Here is a 17661-nt window from a genome sequence, read left to right as displayed (position 1 = left end):
CTCCTTATTGCGCCTGGATTCTGAGTTCTGCACTGGAACGGCTGGTGTGACCCAGCAGCGATTTCACGTCGCTGGACTTGGGTTTGATCAGCCTGAACTTGGGCACATAGGAGTCGAAGTTGGCCAGGATCTCCTCGGCGCGCGAGCTGCCGGTCTCATTGAGGTGCGCCGTGATGATGCCGCGCAGGTGCTCCTGATGGATGGCGAGATCCGCCACGTCCAGCAGTTCCACCAGCTCGGGGTTGGTTCGCTTGGCGAAGTTGCCGCACTCGTCGAGCACGTAGGCAAAGCCGCCGGTCATGCCCGCCGCAAAGTTGACGCCAGTCTGACCGAGCACGGTGACGATGCCGCCGGTCATGTATTCACAACCGTTGTCGCCAATCCCCTCGACCACCGCCAGGGCACCTGAGTTGCGCACCGCGAAACGCTCGCCGGCAGTGCCTGCGGCGTAGAGTTTGCCGCCGGTGGCGCCGTAGAGGCAGGTGTTGCCGATGATGGCTGCTTCATGGGATTTGAACGCCACGCCGACATGGGGCTTGATCACCAGCTTGCCGCCGGTCATCCCCTTGCCCACATAGTCGTTGGCGTCACCGGTGAGGATCATCTCAAGGCCCCCTGCGTTCCAGACGCCGAAGCTCTGGCCTGCGGTGCCGTTGAAGTGCACCTTGACCGGATCCGCCGCCATCCCCTGATTGCCGTGACGTTTGACGATCTCGCCCGAGAGGCGCGCACCCACCGAGCGGTCGGTGTTGCGAATGTCGTAGCGGAACTCGCCGCCGCTTGAGGTTTCCACCGCCTCCAGCAGATCCTCCACCATTTTCAGGTTGAGCGGCCCCTTGTCGAAGGTGGGGTTGTGCTGCTGGCTGAACAGGCTGGAGCCTGCCGGCGCCACCGGACGGGCCAGAATGCCGGAGAGATCCAGCTTGGCCTGACGGGCGGTGAGGCCGGGCAGGGCTTCCAGCAGATCGGTGCGGCCAATCAGGTCGGTCAACTGGGTGACGCCGAGCTGGGCCATCAGCTCGCGGGTCTCTTCGGCGATGAACTTGAAGTAGTTCATCACCATCTCCGGCAGGCCGGTGAAGTGCTCGCGACGCAGCTTCTCATCCTGAGTGGCAACGCCGGTGGCGCAGTTGTTCAGGTGGCAAATACGCAGGTATTTGCAACCGAGAGCCACCATGGGGCCGGTGCCAAAACCGAAGCTCTCGGCGCCGAGGATGGCCGCCTTGATGATGTCCAGACCGGTCTTGAGACCACCATCCACCTGCAGCCGCACCTTGTGGCGCAGGCCGTTGGCGACCAGCGCCTGCTGGGTTTCAGCCAGACCCAGCTCCCACGGGGAGCCGGCATATTTGACCGAGGTGAGGGGGCTCGCGCCAGTGCCGCCGTCATAACCGGAGATGGTGATGAAGTCGGCATAGGCCTTGGCCACGCCGCAGGCGATGGTGCCCACACCGGGCTCTGAGACCAGTTTCACCGACACCAGACAGCTCGGGTTGATCTGCTTGATATCGAAGATGAGCTGGGCCAGATCCTCGATGGAGTAGATGTCGTGGTGCGGCGGCGGCGAGATCAGGGTCACGCCGGGCACGGAATAGCGCAGCTGGGCGATCTGGGCGGTGACCTTGTCACCGGGCAGTTGGCCACCTTCACCGGGCTTGGCACCCTGCGCCACCTTGATCTGCACCACATCGGCGTTCATCAGGTAGTGGGGGGTGACGCCAAAGCGGCCGGAAGCCACCTGCTTGATGCGGGAGTTCTTCTCGGTACCGAAACGCTTGGGATCTTCGCCACCTTCGCCGGAGTTGCTCTGACCGCCGAGGCGGTTCATGGCGACAGCCAGCGCCTCGTGGGCCTCTGGGCCGAGGGCACCGATGGACATGGCGGCGGAGTCGAAGCGGGGGAACAGCTTGTCGGCCGGCTCAACCTGATCCAGCGCGACCGGATTGTCGACTTTCTTCAGCGCCAGCAGATCGCGCAAGGTGGCAACCGGGCGCTCGTTCACCAGACGGGCGTACTCCTTGTAATCGGCATAGTTGCCGGAGCGCACCGCGGTTTGCAGGGTCTGCACCACATCCGGGTTGTAGGTGTGGTACTCGCCGCCGTGGACGAACTTGAGCAGGCCGCCATGGGGGAGGGGCTTGCGCACCAGCCAGGCCTGACGGGCCAGATTGTGCTGATCCTGCTGGATGTCGGCAAAGTCGGCACCCTGAATACGGCTCGATACGCCGCGGAAGCAGGTATCGACCACCGACTTGGCCAGACCCACAGCTTCGAACAGCTGGGAGCAGCGGTAGCTGGCGACCGTGCTGATGCCCATCTTGGACATCACCTTGTAGAGCCCCTTGTTGATGCCGTTGCGGTAGTTGACCATGGCCTGGCGCAGGGACATGGTGAGCACGCCCTCTTCAACCTGTTTGGCCAGGGTTTCGTAGGCGAGATAGGGGTAGATGGCGGTCGCGCCAAAGCCCAGCAGCACCGAGAAGTGGTGCGGATCGCGGCAGCTTGCGGTCTCCACCAGAATGTTGGCGTCGCAGCGCAGGTTGTTGTCCACCAGGGTGCGCTGTACCGCGCCCACCGCCATGGCGGCCGGGATCGGCAGGGAGTCGGCGCTGATATCGCGATCCGACAGCACCAGCAGCACGGTGCCACTCTTTGCGGCGGTTTTTGCCTCCTCGCAGATACGCAAGATGGCCGCTTCCAGCCCCTCTTCGGGCTTGAAGTTGAGGCTGATCACCTGATGGCGGTAGTACTCACCTTCCAGTGCCAGCAGCTGGTGGAAGTCGGAGTAGAGCAGGATCGGCGACTGGAACAGCACCCGGTGGGCGTGGCCGAAGGTCTCGTTGAAGACGTTCTGCTCGCGACCGATACAGGTGGCCAGCGACATCACGTGGTTTTCCCGCAGCGGATCGATGGGCGGGTTGGTCACCTGGGCAAACATCTGGCGGAAGTAGTCATAGAGGGTGCGCGGGCCGGAGGAGAGCACCGCCATCGGGGTATCATCCCCCATGGAGCCCACCGCCTCCTGACCATTTTCACCGAGCACCCGGATGATCTGATCCAGCTCCTCAAAGGAGTAGCCAAACAGCTTCTGATAGGTTTTCAGCTGGTCGTCGGAGAACTCGCGGCTACCGGTCTGGCTGTCGTCCATCTGCTCGAAGGGGACTAGCCGGCGGCAATGTTTATCCATCCACTGCTTGTAGGTGTGGCGGTTCTTGAGATCGTCATCGATCTCGAAGCTGGTCCACACCTTGCCGTTGCTGGTATCCACCACGAACAGCTCGCCCGGGCCGACCCGGCCCTTCTCCAGCACTTCGTCCGGGGTGTAGTCCCAGGTGCCGACTTCGGAGGCGAGGGTGATGAACTTGTCCTTGGTGATGACGTAGCGGGCCGGACGCAGACCGTTGCGATCAAGTGCGCAGGTGGCGTAGCGACCGTCGGTCATGACGATACCAGCGGGGCCATCCCACGGCTCCATGTGCATGGAGTTGAAGTCGTAGAAGGCGCGCAGGTCGTCATCCATGTTCGGGTGCTTTTGCCATGCAGGCGGGATCAACAGGCGCATGGCGCGGAACAGGTCCATGCCACCGGCGAGGAAGAGATCCAGCATGTTGTCGAGGCTGGAGGAATCTGACCCCGTGGTGTTGACGAAGGGAGCCGCTTCCTGCAAATCGGGGATCAGCGGCGTCGCAAACTTGTAGCTGCGAGCCTTGGCCCACTGGCGGTTGCCGGCGATGGTGTTGATCTCGCCGTTGTGGGCCAGATAGCGAAACGGCTGGGCCAGCGGCCAGCGCGGGCTGGTGTTGGTGGAGAAACGCTGGTGGAAGACGCAGATGGCCGCCTGCATACGGATGTCGGCGAGATCCAGATAGAAGCGCGGCAAGTCCACCGGCATGCACAGTCCTTTATAGACGGTGACCAGATTGGAGAGGCTGACCACATAGAAGTAGTCGTCGTTGACGCGCTTTTCGATGCGGCGGCGCACGATATAGAGGCGGCGCTCGAGATCCTTGTCGACCCAGCCGGGCGGGGCGTTGACAAAGACCTGTTCAATGCTGGGCAGGGAGGCTTTGGCGATGGTACCGAGTACGTTGGTATCGACGGGCACCTTGCGCCAGCCGACCAGACTCAGGGTCTCTTTTTCCAGCTCTTCGTCGATGATGTCGCGGGTCTGCTGGGCCAATACGGGGTCAGGGTTGAGAAACAGCATGCCGACCGCATAGTTGCGGCCAAGGTGCCATCCCTTCTCCTCGGCGACAGCTCTGAAGAAGCTGTCCGGTTTTTGCAGCAGCAGACCGCAACCATCGCCGGTCTTGCCATCGGCGGAGATCCCGCCGCGGTGCTGCATGCGAGCCAATGCTGACATCGCGAGACGGACAAGCTTGTGGCTGGCTTCCCCTTCCATGTGGGCCAACAGGCCGAAGCCACAGTTATCCCTCTCCAGCTTTGGATCATATAGTGACATTGCATTTCTCCCTTGCTCGGCCTTGTATCGCACAGTCATCACCTGACTGCATAAATTGCGATTGGCTCTTGTGGTTCCGTCTGCCTGACGTGGCGAATCTCCAAACTAATGGGATTTTCTGGCGAGGTCAATCGCAGGTCAGGTTTGTCTTCATGGTTACATTCGCATAACAAAATGTCGGGTTAGGGGGATTGGCTCGCAGTTATGGAGTGTTTATTCTGTGTAGTTTGATTTTGTTGGTTAAATATATCGCCATTGACGGGCTCAATGGTGTGCTCGGCGACGATGGGCGAATGTAGTAATTTTACCAACCCTATGCTACCGAGAGCGGAAGTGATCACATTTTCAATATCCCATGCTTGCAATTGTGTGCTGTCGGGTCTCTTTGAATTTTTCATTGTTCAACAGTGGGTTATCAGGTCTCATTTTCATATGGATGTTTACTGTTTAAATCGTCAAAGAACTGTAAAAATCCTTTTTTTGCGCTTTTTCTCTATATTTATTCAAAATTGGTCGGGTATTTATATGTTTTCCCCTCTCTGCTAGCTTGATCCAGCTCAGCCCCTGTTTTGCGCAAGCTCGTACAATGGCGCTCCTTTAGCGGAGGTGTCATGCAGTTACACGAACTCGTCAATACATTCGGTCAGGATCTCAAGCAGCGCCATGGCCAGAAGATCCACAAGCTTTCCATTCATGGCGCCTTCACCTGTCCAAACCGGGACGGCACCCTGGGTCGTGGTGGCTGCACCTTCTGCAATGTCTCTTCGTTTGCCGACGAATCGGCGCAACAGCTTTCCGTGGTGCAACAACTGCTGGCCCGGCGGGACGAAGTGACCCGCGCCAAGCGTTATCTCGCCTACTTTCAGGCCTATACCAGCACCTATGCCGAGGTGGAATATCTGCAGCGGATGTATGAGGAGGCCTTGTCGGTCAGCGATATGGTGGGGCTCTGCGTGGGGACTCGTCCCGATTGCGTGCCAGATGCAGTGCTGGACTTGTTGGCCGGTTATCAGGCCCGAGGCTACGAGGTGTGGCTGGAGTTGGGGCTACAGAGTGCCAATGACAAGACCCTGCAGCGCATCAATCGTGGGCACGGTTATGCCGCCTATGTGGATGCGGTGACGCGTGCTCATCAACGTGGCATCAAGGTATGTGCCCACCTGATCGTCGGCCTGCCGGGTGAGCTGCCGATGGACAGCCTCGATACCCTGCATCGCATCGTCGAGACGGGCGTTGAGGGGATTAAGCTGCATCCGCTCCATGTGGTTGAGGGCAGTATCCTTGGCAAGGCGTGGCAGGCTGGACGACTGGAGGTATTGACGCTGGAGCAGTATGTGGAGGCGGCAGTTGCGATGATCCAGCACACGCCGCCCGAGGTGGTGTATCACCGGATTTCGGCCTCCGCGCGCCGTCCAACTCTGTTGGCGCCAGCCTGGTGTGAAAATCGCTGGACGGCCATGGCGGATATTGCCAAAGCACTCTCATTGAGCGGCCCGCAAGGTCACGCGTTGGGCAGACCCTTCATACTTCCTGACCTATAATTGAGCACCAGATTATTATTTTCACGTAAAACATAGGGTTATATAAAAAACTTCATACCCTAAACTATAGTTTTGGTACGTGCCGGTTGATATAGTGGTGCGCCATAATAAATGTCATTATCAATTAACTCCGACATTCACCCTGATTGCAGTGTTAGCATGGTGTTGATGAGCCGATTATTTTTACCAATAACGAATCATGCCGCCATTGCTGCTGTGCCGGGAAATTGGCGATGAGTGTCGCGATCTATCTGGACAGGTTTATCCCCTGATCAGTCTCATCAGCGGGAAGGCCACTCGGTTTTAGCGTGGCTATAGCAGGGAAATATGAGCGATGAACGCTCTTATCTACCTCATTTATGCAGTGACAGGATGCTATGCAAGCAGAAACAAGTCGTATTGATGAGTTATTGGAGTGTCTGGTCTTCTTGACCCGTTTTTATGGTGTGCCCAACAGTCAGGATGCCCTGACGACCGGGTTGCCACTGGTCTCCGGACGCCTGACTACCGCACTCTTTTGCCGTGCTGCCGAGCGGGGCGGGTTATCCGCCCGTGAAGTGATCCAGCCACTGGCTGATATCTCTCCCTTGCTGCTGCCTTGTGTATTGCAGATGCGCAGTGGTGGCGCCTGTATATTGCTGGAGTGGAACGAAGATCGCAGCCAGGGGAAAGTGATTTTCCCGCAGGCCGGTGATGCCGCGCAATGGCTGACCGCAGCCCAGTTGGGTGATGAGTATCTGGGGCGCCTCTTCTATGTAAAGAAGCAGTTCAAGTTTGACGAACGCTCGCCCAAGGTGCTTGAAACCCGTGATGGACACTGGTTCTGGAGCACCTTGTTCGAATCCCGCGGCATCTATCGCGATGTGCTGATCGCCTCCATTCTGATCAACCTGTTTGCCATCGCCAGCCCTCTTTTCACCATGAACGTCTATGACAAGATTGTGCCCAATCTGGCGTTTGATTCGCTCTGGGTGCTGGCTGTCGGGGCCATGGTGGTCTTTACCTTCGATTTTGTGATGCGGCAGTTGCGCAGTTACTTTATCGACATTGCCGGTAAAAAGTCTGATGTGCTGCTGTCCGCCAAAATTTTCGCCAAGGTGATGGGTATGCGGATGGAATCTCGTCCCGCTTCCACCGGTGCTTTCGCCAAACATCTGCAGGAATTTGAGTCGGTGCGGGAGTTTTTCACCTCCGCAACGGTTTCTACTCTTATCGATCTCCCCTTTGCCGTCTTCTTCCTTTTTATTATCTGGATGTTTGCAGGCGTAATGGTGGTGGTTCCCATCGTCGCCATGCTGATCCTCATCGCCTACAGCTTCTATATTCAGGAGCCTCTCAAGCAGTCCATCGAAGAGGGGTCACGCCTTGCGTCCCAGAAGAACGCCAACCTGATTGAAAGTATTTCCGGGCTGGAAACCGTCAAGATTTTCGGCGCCGAGAGCATGTTCCAGCATCGCTGGGAACAGGCCGTCTCCCATATTTCCACCTGGGGCGTACAGACCCGCCGCATTACCAACTCCATGTCCTCGCTGGCCAGTTATATCCAGCAGGTGGTGACGGTTGGTCTAGTGATCGTCGGTGTTTACCAGATCTCGGAAGGCTTGGTCACCATGGGGGGCATGATTGCCGCCGTGATGCTCTCCAGCCGCGCCATTGCGCCCATGGTACAACTCTCCGTGTTGTCGACCCGTTATAACCAGGCCAAGTCAGCACTGGATATTCTGGAAAAAATCATGCAAACCCCGGGAGAGCAGGAGGAAGGCAAGCAATATATCCATCATCCGGTGATTGCCGGTCGCATTGAATTCGAGAATGTCTCCTTCAAATATCCCGGCATGGAAACCAGCACCCTGCACAATATCAATTTGCGCATTCAGCCGGGCGAAAAGGTGGCGATTATCGGCCGGATTGGGGCGGGTAAAACGACCCTCGAGAAGTTGTTGATGGGGCTGTATCGACCGACCGATGGCTCGGTACGTATCGACGGTTTTGAACTTGATCAACTGCCACCTGCGGTGATCCGTCGCAATATCGGCTGTGTTCCGCAAGATGTCATTCTTTTCTTTGGCTCGGTGCGGGACAACATCATGCTGGGTAATCCGCTGGTGGATGATGTGAGAGTCTTGCGCGCAGCCAAGCGGGCGGGTGTCACCAACTTTACCAACCGGGATCCTAACGGGCTGGATCGGCAGATAGGCGAGGGGGGCCGTCAGCTATCCGGTGGCCAGCGTCAGTCGATCCTGCTGGCACGCGCCCTGCTCAATGATCCCCCCATTCTGGTGATGGATGAGCCGACCTCCAACATGGACAATCAGTCCGAGATGCAGGTCAAACAGGAGCTCGCCAGACTGGGCCCGGAAACCACATTGATCCTCATCACTCACAAAACCTCGATGCTGGATGTGGCATCGCGAGTGATCGTCATCGAGCAGGGGCAGATCGTTGCTGATGGTCCCAAAGAGGTGGTGTTACAGCAGTTGAAGGAAGGCAAGGTGCGCGTGCAGGAGGTGTCCCATGGTTAAGGGGCTCATGGACTGGTTCAAGCGCAGCAAAAAGACGCCTTCCGGCGAGGTATTGCCAGCACCCGAGCATCTGGAGTTTGTCGATGACGGCGCGGCAGCTGTACTGCTGACCACGCCGACCGGAGCTCGTATCCTGCTATGGTGCTGTTTCCTCTTTTTCATGAGTGCCATCGTCTGGGCGGCCTGGGCCGAACTGGATGAAGTCACCGTGGGTCAGGGCAAGGTTATTCCGTCCCGTCAGCTGCAGGTGATCCAGAACCTGGAAGGGGGGATCGTCAAAGAGATCTTCGTTAAAGAGGGGGATATCGTCGAAAAGGGACAGCCTCTGCTGCGCATTGATGACACCCGTTTCCGCTCCGACTTTAGAGAACGGGAGCAAGAGGTAGTCACTCTAAAGGGGGATGTGGCTCGTCTGCGCGCCGAGATGGCCAGCGTCGAGGTGAAAAACGACCCGGCACTGGGGTGGCGTGAACAGGTCGTGGTAGGTGAAGCGCCAATCCAGTTTCCCGATGGTTATGAAACCGTTTTTGCCGAATACGCACACCGTGAGCGGTCTGTACAGCGGGATCGCCTCAATAACCTGAAGAACCAGCTCTATATTCTTGGTCAGCAAATCGAACAGAAAGAGCAGGAGCTGATTGAACTTAATGCCAAAATTCGCACCGTGAATCGCAGTGTGGATTTGGCCAGACAGGAACTGAATATTAGCCGTCCGTTGGCGAAAGAGGGTATAGTGCCTCAAGTGGAGCTAATCAAGCTGGAGCGGCAGGTCAACGAGATGCAGGGGGAGTTGGAGAGCAACCGTCTGCTGATCCCAAAACTCAATTCGGTACTGCGTGAGACCATCTCCAAGCGTAATGATATTGCGCTGAAGTTCAGAGCAGACTCCCAGACTGAACTGAATGAGAAACAGGGGCGGCTTGGCCAGTTGTCAGAAGGGCAGGTTGGCTTGCGAGACAGGGTCGACCGGACCAGCGTGATTGCTCCGCTCAAGGGCACCATCAAGAAACTCAAGATCAACACCCTTGGCGGCGTGGTTCAGCCCGGCATGGATTTGATGGAGATTGTGCCGTTGGAGGATACCTTGCTGGTAGAAGCCAAGGTGTCGCCGAAAGATATCGCCTTCCTGCGACCGGGGCTGGATGCCATCGTCAAAATTACTGCCTACGATTTTACAATCTATGGAGGATTGCATGGCAAGGTTGAACAGATAAGTGCGGATTCGATCCAGGATGAGGAGGGGAACTCCTTTTATCTGGTTCGGGTTAGAACAGAGAAGAGTTACTTGGGCGATGAGCTTAACGCACTTCCCATCATCCCCGGTATGTTAGCCAGTGCTGATATCATTACTGGTAAAAAAAGTGTCCTAGACTATTTGCTTAAGCCGATTTTACGGGCAAAGCAGTCGGCACTGAGAGAACGATAAGCCAACAATCTAAAAACAAAACATGACTGGAGATAACATGAAAAAAACGATTGTTGCCATGCTGGTCAGTGGCTGCATCCTGATCCCGAGTTTGGGTCAGGCCCAGACTCTGGAAGAGTCGGTGGCACAGACACTTGCTACGCATCCCAAGATAAAGGAAGCGTTTGATCTGTATCAGGCACGACTCTATCAGCATGATGGAGCCAAGGGTGGCTATTATCCTACGATCGATCTGCGTGGCGGCGTAGGTTATGAAAAAACTGACAGCCCTTCTACCCGCGCTGCCAGCGCCAACAGCAATATTGATGATTCCATGACTCGCAAAGAGGCTGGACTCAGCCTGCGGCAAATGTTGTTTGATGGCTTTGATGTCAGCAACAACGTCTCCCGAACTGAAGCTGAAGCCAATGCCCAGCGTCTGGCGATGATCTCCGAAGCTGAAAATACCGCGCTGCGGGTGGCTGAGGTCTACCTCAATATGCTGCGTCAGCAGGAGATCCTGGAACTCTCCAAACAGAACCTGGAAACCCACGAACAGATCCGTAGCGACATCAGCAAGCGGACTGATTCAGGGCTTGGCTCTACTGCGGATCAGACCCAGATTGAGGGGCGTGTTGCCCGAGCCTATTCAAATCAGGCTGCTGCTGAAAACAACTATCGCGACGCAGAGAGTGAATTTATTCGTGTCGTGAACGAGGTTCCCAAAGATCTGGTACAGCCGGTTCCCAATACCGAGCTTATCCCGACCAGCCTCGATAGTGCGCTGAAAACGGCGACCGAAGTCCACCCGACCCTGCTCTCTTCCCTGCAGGATATCGAAGCGGCCAAGTATCAACATGAAGGCGCCAAATCCGGTTTCTACCCGAATGTAACATTCGAGGTCGATCAGAACTGGAATGAGGATATCGATGCGGTAAAAGGGCGCAACGATGATCTGACCGCAATGGTGCGGATGCGTTACAACCTGTTCCGTGGCGGTTCTGATGTGGCAGAGAGCAATGCAACATCGGCGCTCTACTCTCAGGCGAAAGACATTCATTTGAATGCGTTCCGCCAAGTGGAGGAAGGCACTCGTCTGGCCTGGAACGCGAAAGAGTCGTTGGCCAAGCAAAAGACCTTCCTGAAAGAGCATGTTGACGCCAGCTATGACACCGTACAGGCGTACAAGAAGCAGTTTGGGTTGGGTCAACGGACATTGCTGGACGTATTGAACACCGAGAACGAACTGTTTGAGGCGCGTCGCAGCTATATCACTGCCGAGTATGATGCACTGCTGGCGGACTATCGCATTCTCAACGCGACAGGCAGCCTGCTCAATGCATTTAGCGTCAAACAACCCGCTGAATGGCAGGCCAGGCAATAACCGTTTGTTCATGATCCCGTAGGGATCATGAACGCCAACATGGTGACTGCTGCTGGCAGTCACCATGTTTGGCTAACGCAGGTTGTTGTACGGGCTTTGAGGAGTGCAGCAGTAATAATGCAGCAGGAATATGACGTGACACTCCAGCGTGGTACCGGTAGCAGATGGTGTTATCTTCTCAATGAATGGAGATACCGATCGCTACGCGCTCTGCGCCACTCCTTATGGATCCTGCTGTTACCCTTCTCACTTCTGCTCTGTGCCAGCCAGCCTCTGCCACAGGAAGATCTCAACTTGATCAAGCGGGCGGAGCAGACCTATGGCGCCAGAGCCGGCAAGCGTGTAACCAGTTGGCGTATGTTGGTCATGGAGACGAAGGGCAGGGCCCTGAGCGAAGAAAAAAAGCTTGAGCGGGTTAATAATTTTTTCAATCGGATGCGTTTTATTGACGATATCAAGTTGTGGCGCAAAAAAGATTATTGGGCAACCCCGCTGGAATTTTTGGGAGCCGCCGGGGGAGACTGTGAAGATTTCAGTATCGCCAAATACTCTACGCTGCTCGAGCTTGGGATCCCTGATGATAAAATGCGGATGGTGTACGTCAAGGCACTTGATTACAACCAGTTTCACATGGTGGTGGCATATTATGAGACACCCTCTTCCGTTCCGGTTATTTTGGATAATTTGATAGGCTCGATTCGCCCTGCCACACAGCGGCGAGATCTGGTGCCTATTTACAGTTTTAACGGTAGTCACTTGTGGTTGATGAAGGCACGAGGCCAAGGGGAACTGGCTGGTCAATCATCCCGCTTGGGATTATGGAATGATTTACGCAATCGCATGACCTCGGGGCGATTGGCTCGGCCAGTGGTGAATTTGGATGATTAACCTATGACGCTCTATCGACAGTTATTAGCCACCATGCTGCTGCTGTTTGGATTGTTATTTGCGGCCACATACTGGGTGCAATTCAATTCAACCCGCACTTATCTGGCGCAGCAACAGGAAACAACGGTCATCAATACGGCAACCTCACTGGGGCTTGCGCTCACCCCCTATCTGGAAAACGGTGACAAGGTCGGTGCCGAGTCGGTGATCCAGGCTATTTTTGATGGCGGCTATTATCGACTGGTTCGCCTTGACCTGCTTGCATCAAAGGATGTCATCGAGCAGGAAAATACCAACAATATTCAGGGGGTGCCGCAGTGGTTTGTGAATTTGGGTCTGTTTCCTGAGGTATCCAACGAGTCAATTCTGACGTCTGGCTGGTTGCAGCTTGGAAAATTAAAAGTAGTGGGTCACCCTGGCCAGGCTTATTACGAGTTGTGGCGGGGGATGAGCGAGCTGGCGAGCTGGTTTCTGGTCGGCTTTTTGATCACCACAATTTTGTTGATGAGAGCACTCAACTACTTGCTCAAGCCACTCAAACAGATCTGTGATCAAGCCGTCGAGATCGAGCTGCACCATTTCGGTCATACGATCCCGGAGCCTAAAACCCATGAATTGAAGCAGGTCGTTCAGGCGATCAACACCCTCTCAAGCAAGTTGGCGTTGCAGTTCAAAGAGCAAGCCGATGAGGCCGAGAAATTGCGTGAGCGGGTTTATGTCGATGCCGTGTCGGGGCTTGGCAACCGAGCCTATTTTGTGGGTCAGGTAAACGCATGGATAGCGGAAGCTGGCCAAGGTGGCGTCATGCTGGTTGCGGTCGACATGCTGGATGATATCTATCGCGATGAAGGCTTTGCTGCCCGTGACAACATGGTCAAATCGATAGCTCAGGCTTTGAAAGAGCAATTAAAAGGGTGGGATGGCGCAGCCTTGGCACGGATCTCCGCGACGGAATATGCGCTGCTCTGTCCAACTGACGATCTGACTCAGCTAAAAGAGCTGGCTGAAGTGATTAATAGCCGCATTGCCGATCTGGTGGTGAATCCAATGGGCGAAGGGGATGCGCTCTCCGTCATTGGTATTGCCGGTCGTGATGGCAATGATGATCTCTCTGCCTTGTTGACCAAAGCCGATAATGCGCTTGGCAAGGCGCGCAATGAACGCCGTGGTGCTGTGGTGATGGAAGGGGGTACCGAGCAAGGTTTGATGGGGCGTTTGGCCTGGCGAGATCTGGTACAAGATGCAATTTCACGACAACTTTGGCGCTTCAAAGCCCAACCAGCTTGCCGGTTTGATAATGGAGAAAGGTTGCATGCCGAGCTGTTTGCTTCTATCTCTCGGGATGGCACTGATTATTTTGCCGGTCAGTTCTTGCCCGCGATTGAACAGTTCAAATTGGGTGGCGAGTTTGACCAGGCGGTGCTTGATGCTTGCGTTCCATTACTGCAAAGACAGTCTGATCTGGTACTGGCGATCAACATCACTGCTGGCTCGCTCTGCTCGGATGAATTTTTAACCTGGCTGACGCGCTATCTGACCGAGCATGCAGAGCTCAAAGAGCGGTTGTTATTTGAAATACCTGAAGCTGCCATCATGAAACATAAAGACAACGTGGCTGCGTTGGTTGGCACCTTGCAAGCTCATGGCTTCCAGTGGGGGGTTGACCACTATGGTCGTCACTTCCAGTCTCTGGGCTATCTGGAGGAGTTGTCGCCGGCTTATGTCAAGGTCGATCACGGTTATACCAGTCAGGTCATGGAGCCGGGGGCTGACACCTCATTCCTGGCTGCAGTGTGTCGCGCCGCACACAATGCCGGTGTGACCACCATTGCGACCCGAGTCGAGGATCAACATCAAGTGGAACTGCTTTCCAAGTTGCATATCGATGGTTACCAGGGATTTGTTCATCCTGCCTTCCCATTGCCTTGAATTAAATGGCCCCGATAGGGGCCTTTTTTATACCAGTAACTTCTCTTTTCGCCATTTTTCTATAACCAACTCAAGGTCAGCCTTGAATGGGGCTGTATCTAGGGTTTTGATTTGTATTAAGAAATACCAACTCTTCGATTTTTTTCCGTCCATTTGTTGAATTCCTCTCGAACGTACGCTTTTTTGCAACGGAACAGCGCGCTATCTCCTTCTACGGTGTAGACATCAAGATCTGTCACCTTGGAGCAATGGATATGCGTACCCAAATCATCGACAAGTCCGTGGTTGTCTCAGCTATAGAAGGCAATGTGGAGATTGTGCTGGCTGATGGAAGCAGCCGCCCTCTGCAAAAAGGGGAAATTCTCCAACCCGGAGCCAAATTGACCATAGCTGATGACGCCAAGCTGGCTCTTTCCCCTTATGACGATACTCCTGCATCGGATGTACCGGCAGGTTCCGAGTCCGCTGAACCTGCTCAACCGCAAGTGGCGGCCAGCCAGGAAGGCGCACCTTCAGATATTGCCGCATTGCAAGAATCGATTCTGCAGGGTGTTGACCCGACTCAAAACTTTGAGGCTTCTGCTGCTGGTGGGGCACCAGCGGCCGGTGGTGGTGGCGGTATTGGTGGGGTTGCGGGGGCCAGTGGTAATGGTGGTTTCGTCACAATTGATCGAACTGGTGATGCCACGATAGCGGCTGCAGGGTTTGATACCACCTACGATACGGCCGCTGTCATCAATGAAAATCAGGCCGAAGATTTGATTCTTGAAAATCAGCTTGATGATTTGGGCGAAACCGCCGTGACCCTGGAAGACACTCAGGTCAGTGGGAATTTGCTCGACAATAGTACCAATCCAGATGGGCCTGCTGATGCCTCTATCGTTTCATATGACTGGGGTATCAATATCGGAGTCCCTGCCGGTGTTGCTGCCACCATTACCGGAGTGGGCACGCTGATCATCAATCCGGATGGGAGCTATACCTTTACTCCGGCTCCTAACTATGATGGTGCAGTTCCCCCTGTGAACTATCAGGTAACTGATGGCCAGGATACAGTGACTTCAACACTCGTTATCTCCATTACTCCGGTAGATGAGGCGGTAGGCCTTGATGGGTTGACTCTGGAAGGGGGAGAGGTGTTGGTCAGTGATGCCAACCTGGCCGACGGTTCGGCACCTAACGCTGCCGCGTTAACTCAAAGTGGGGTGTTTACCTTCAATGCCCCGGATGGAGTCCAAAGTCTTGCTTTGGGTAACGTTACGCTCATCACCAATGGTCAATCTGCTACCTCTTTTCCCCTGTCAATTATTAGCCCGTTAGGAAATGTCCTGACAATTACCGCGGTGACCTACAACCCTGTGACTGGTGCAGGACAAGTCAGCTACAGCTATGCCCTTGGCGACAATGAAAACCACACAAGACCTGCCAATGACACCTCCTTGAGCGAGAGCTTTAGTATCGTTTTGACGGATAGCGATGGCGACACGGCTAGCGATACCCTTGATATCACTATTTTGGATGACATACCCACTCTGGCTGATGATATCGGATCAACTCTGGTTGGTCAGGTGCAAGAAGATGCGTTGGCTAGCGGTAACAGCGAAGGGACGGGTCAGAGTGTGAGCGCCAGCGGTGCGGCCGGTACCCTCAATAGCTTGGTCAACTTTGGTGCCGATGGGGTAGGCAGCTTTGGTCTGGACATTGATGTCAGCAGTCTGGTGGGACAGGGACTGACCAGCGGCGGTGTAGCGCTGAGCTACAGCGTGGCGGGTAATGTGTTGACTGCCAGTGCAGGTAGTGTGCCGGTCTTTACCCTGACCGTAGGGGCAGACGGCAGCTACAGCTTTACCCTGAGTGGCCCGCTGGACCATCCGGTTGCAGATGGTGATGACAGCGAACAGCTGGCTGGTGTGGGCATCGACTTCTCTGGCGTGCTGAGCGCCACCGACGGTGACGGTGACCCGCTGACAGGTGGCTTCCCGGCGGGGAGCTTTGCCATCAAGGTTGAAGATGATGTTCCGGTGCTGGCGGGGGGAGAGGATGAGCGGCCCCAGGTTGGTGGTCAAGTGCAGGAAGATGCGCTGACCAGCGGCAACAGCGAAGGGACTGGTCAGAGTGCGAGCGTCAGCGGCGCAGCTGGGACCCTCAATAGCCTGGTTAACTTCGGTGCTGATGGGGCAGGCAGCTTTGGTCTTGGCAGTGATGTCAGCAGTCTGACCGCGCAGGGACTGACCAGCGGCGGTGTGGCGCTGAGCTACAGCGTGGCGGGTAATGTGTTGACTGCCAGTGCAGGTAGTGTGCCGGTCTTTACCCTGACCGTAGGGGTAGACGGCAGCTACAGCTTTACCCTGAGTGGCCCGCTGGACCATCCGGTTGCAGATGGTGATGACAGCGAACAGCTGGCTGGCGTGGGCATCGACTTCTCTGGCGTGCTGAGCGCCACCGACGGTGATGGCGACCCGCTGACAGGTGGCTTCCCGGCGGGGAGCTTTGCCATCAAGGTGGAAGATGATGTGCCGCGTGTCGTGCTCGCAGACGATGCGCCGCGTATTGGTGCGATGGTAGATGAAAGCCTGGCCAGCTTGGATGGTGTTGGCAGCGACGGGGTGGCCAGTGCCACGCTGAGTGCGGCTGACGTGCAAGCTCAGTTTGCAGCAGCCTTCGGGGCGGATGGGAAAGGCAGTATCGGTTACAGCTTGGCGCTGACCGGCAGCAACGTGGCGAGCGGCCTGTATGCGGTCGACTCGCAGGCAGCCAACGGCCAGGGAGCGGCCATCGTGCTAAATCAGGCGGGTAACGTTATCACCGGCAGTGTCGGTGCAGTGAACTACTTTACCCTGACCATCGACCCGACCACCGGGGAAGTGACGCTGGCCCTGCTGGACAACGTCTGGCATGGCGACACTGCCAGTGCGGATGACAGCGTGGTGCTGAGCGTGGACGAGGGCGTGCTGACGCTGGTGCAGACTGTGACCGACGCCGATGGCGATCGGGCCAGCGCGTCTGTGGACCTAGGCGCCAACGACGTGTTCCGCGTTGAGGACGATGGTCCGAGTATCAGTGCCGGCAGTGCGGCCAACGATAGTCTGCAGGTGGACGAAAGCAACCTGTCACTCAATGCCAGCACCAGCTTTGCCAGCCTGTTCACCAGCAGCTTTGGCGCCGATGGGGCCGGCACCCTGGTTTACAGCCTGAATGTCAGTGCTGCCGGGGCAGATAGCGGGCTCAACGACACCGCGACCGGTCAGGACATCCTGCTCTATCTGGAGAGTGGCAGCGTGGTCGGCCGGGTGGGTGGCAGCAGCGGCAGTGTGGCCTTTACCCTGTCGGTCAACAGCAGCGGGGAGGTGACACTGGATCAAGAGCGTGCCATCGCACACACCCCGAACAGCGGCCCGGATCAGGAGAGCAGCCTGCTGTCAGCCAACCTGGTGCAACTGGTGGGCACCATCACCGACAAGGATGGCGACAGCCAGAGCGCGAGCGTGGACCTGGGCAGTGCCATCAGCTTCAAAGACGATGGCCCGAGT

At 56.1% G+C, this 17661-nt stretch carries 8 protein-coding genes; 7 read left to right on the top strand and 1 reads right to left on the bottom strand.

Annotated features, from left to right (window positions below):
* Nucleotides 1-4: 4 nt before the first annotated feature.
* On the bottom strand, nucleotides 5-4462 hold the full coding sequence (gene gltB, locus AB5Y99_RS06840; protein WP_042083732.1) for a glutamate synthase large subunit: 4458 nt from the start codon (nucleotides 4460-4462) through the stop codon (nucleotides 5-7).
* Between the two features lie 611 nt (nucleotides 4463-5073).
* Between gltB and AB5Y99_RS06835 the strand changes: the two genes are divergently transcribed.
* The 7 genes from AB5Y99_RS06835 to AB5Y99_RS06805 form a co-directional block, all read left to right on the top strand.
* Nucleotides 5074-6003: a TIGR01212 family radical SAM protein gene (locus AB5Y99_RS06835; RefSeq protein WP_368173815.1), complete on the top strand. Its 930-nt coding sequence runs from the start codon at nucleotides 5074-5076 to the stop codon at nucleotides 6001-6003.
* Nucleotides 6004-6380: 377 nt separating this feature from the next.
* Nucleotides 6381-8525, top strand: coding sequence for a type I secretion system permease/ATPase (locus AB5Y99_RS06830; protein ID WP_005350980.1), 2145 nt, complete (start codon nucleotides 6381-6383; stop codon nucleotides 8523-8525).
* Entirely contained in the window at nucleotides 8518-9951 is a 1434-nt protein-coding gene (locus AB5Y99_RS06825; RefSeq protein ID WP_005350982.1) for an HlyD family type I secretion periplasmic adaptor subunit, read from the top strand. Before AB5Y99_RS06830 ends, AB5Y99_RS06825 begins: the two co-directional genes overlap by 8 nt.
* 37 nt (nucleotides 9952-9988) lie before the next feature.
* Nucleotides 9989-11314 carry a TolC family outer membrane protein gene (locus AB5Y99_RS06820; protein WP_005359768.1) on the top strand — a complete coding sequence of 442 codons (1326 nt, stop codon included), beginning with the start codon at nucleotides 9989-9991 and terminating at the stop codon, nucleotides 11312-11314.
* Nucleotides 11315-11449: 135 nt separating this feature from the next.
* Nucleotides 11450-12202 (top strand): transglutaminase-like cysteine peptidase, encoded by a 753-nt coding sequence (locus tag AB5Y99_RS06815; protein WP_005350994.1) that lies wholly within the window; start codon nucleotides 11450-11452, stop codon nucleotides 12200-12202.
* Nucleotides 12203-12205: 3 nt separating this feature from the next.
* Complete coding sequence (locus AB5Y99_RS06810; RefSeq protein ID WP_368209154.1) at nucleotides 12206-14131, top strand: EAL domain-containing protein; 1926 nt, start codon at nucleotides 12206-12208, stop codon at nucleotides 14129-14131.
* A 254-nt stretch (nucleotides 14132-14385) separates the two neighbouring features.
* The coding region (locus tag AB5Y99_RS06805; RefSeq protein ID WP_368209153.1) for a retention module-containing protein at nucleotides 14386-17661 on the top strand (3276 nt) is incomplete at its 3' end.

The sequence above is a fragment of the Aeromonas sp. R4-2 genome (assembly GCF_040908295.1).
Lineage (GTDB): Bacteria > Pseudomonadota > Gammaproteobacteria > Enterobacterales > Aeromonadaceae > Aeromonas > Aeromonas veronii.
This window is presented reverse-complemented; position numbering and strand designations above follow the sequence as displayed.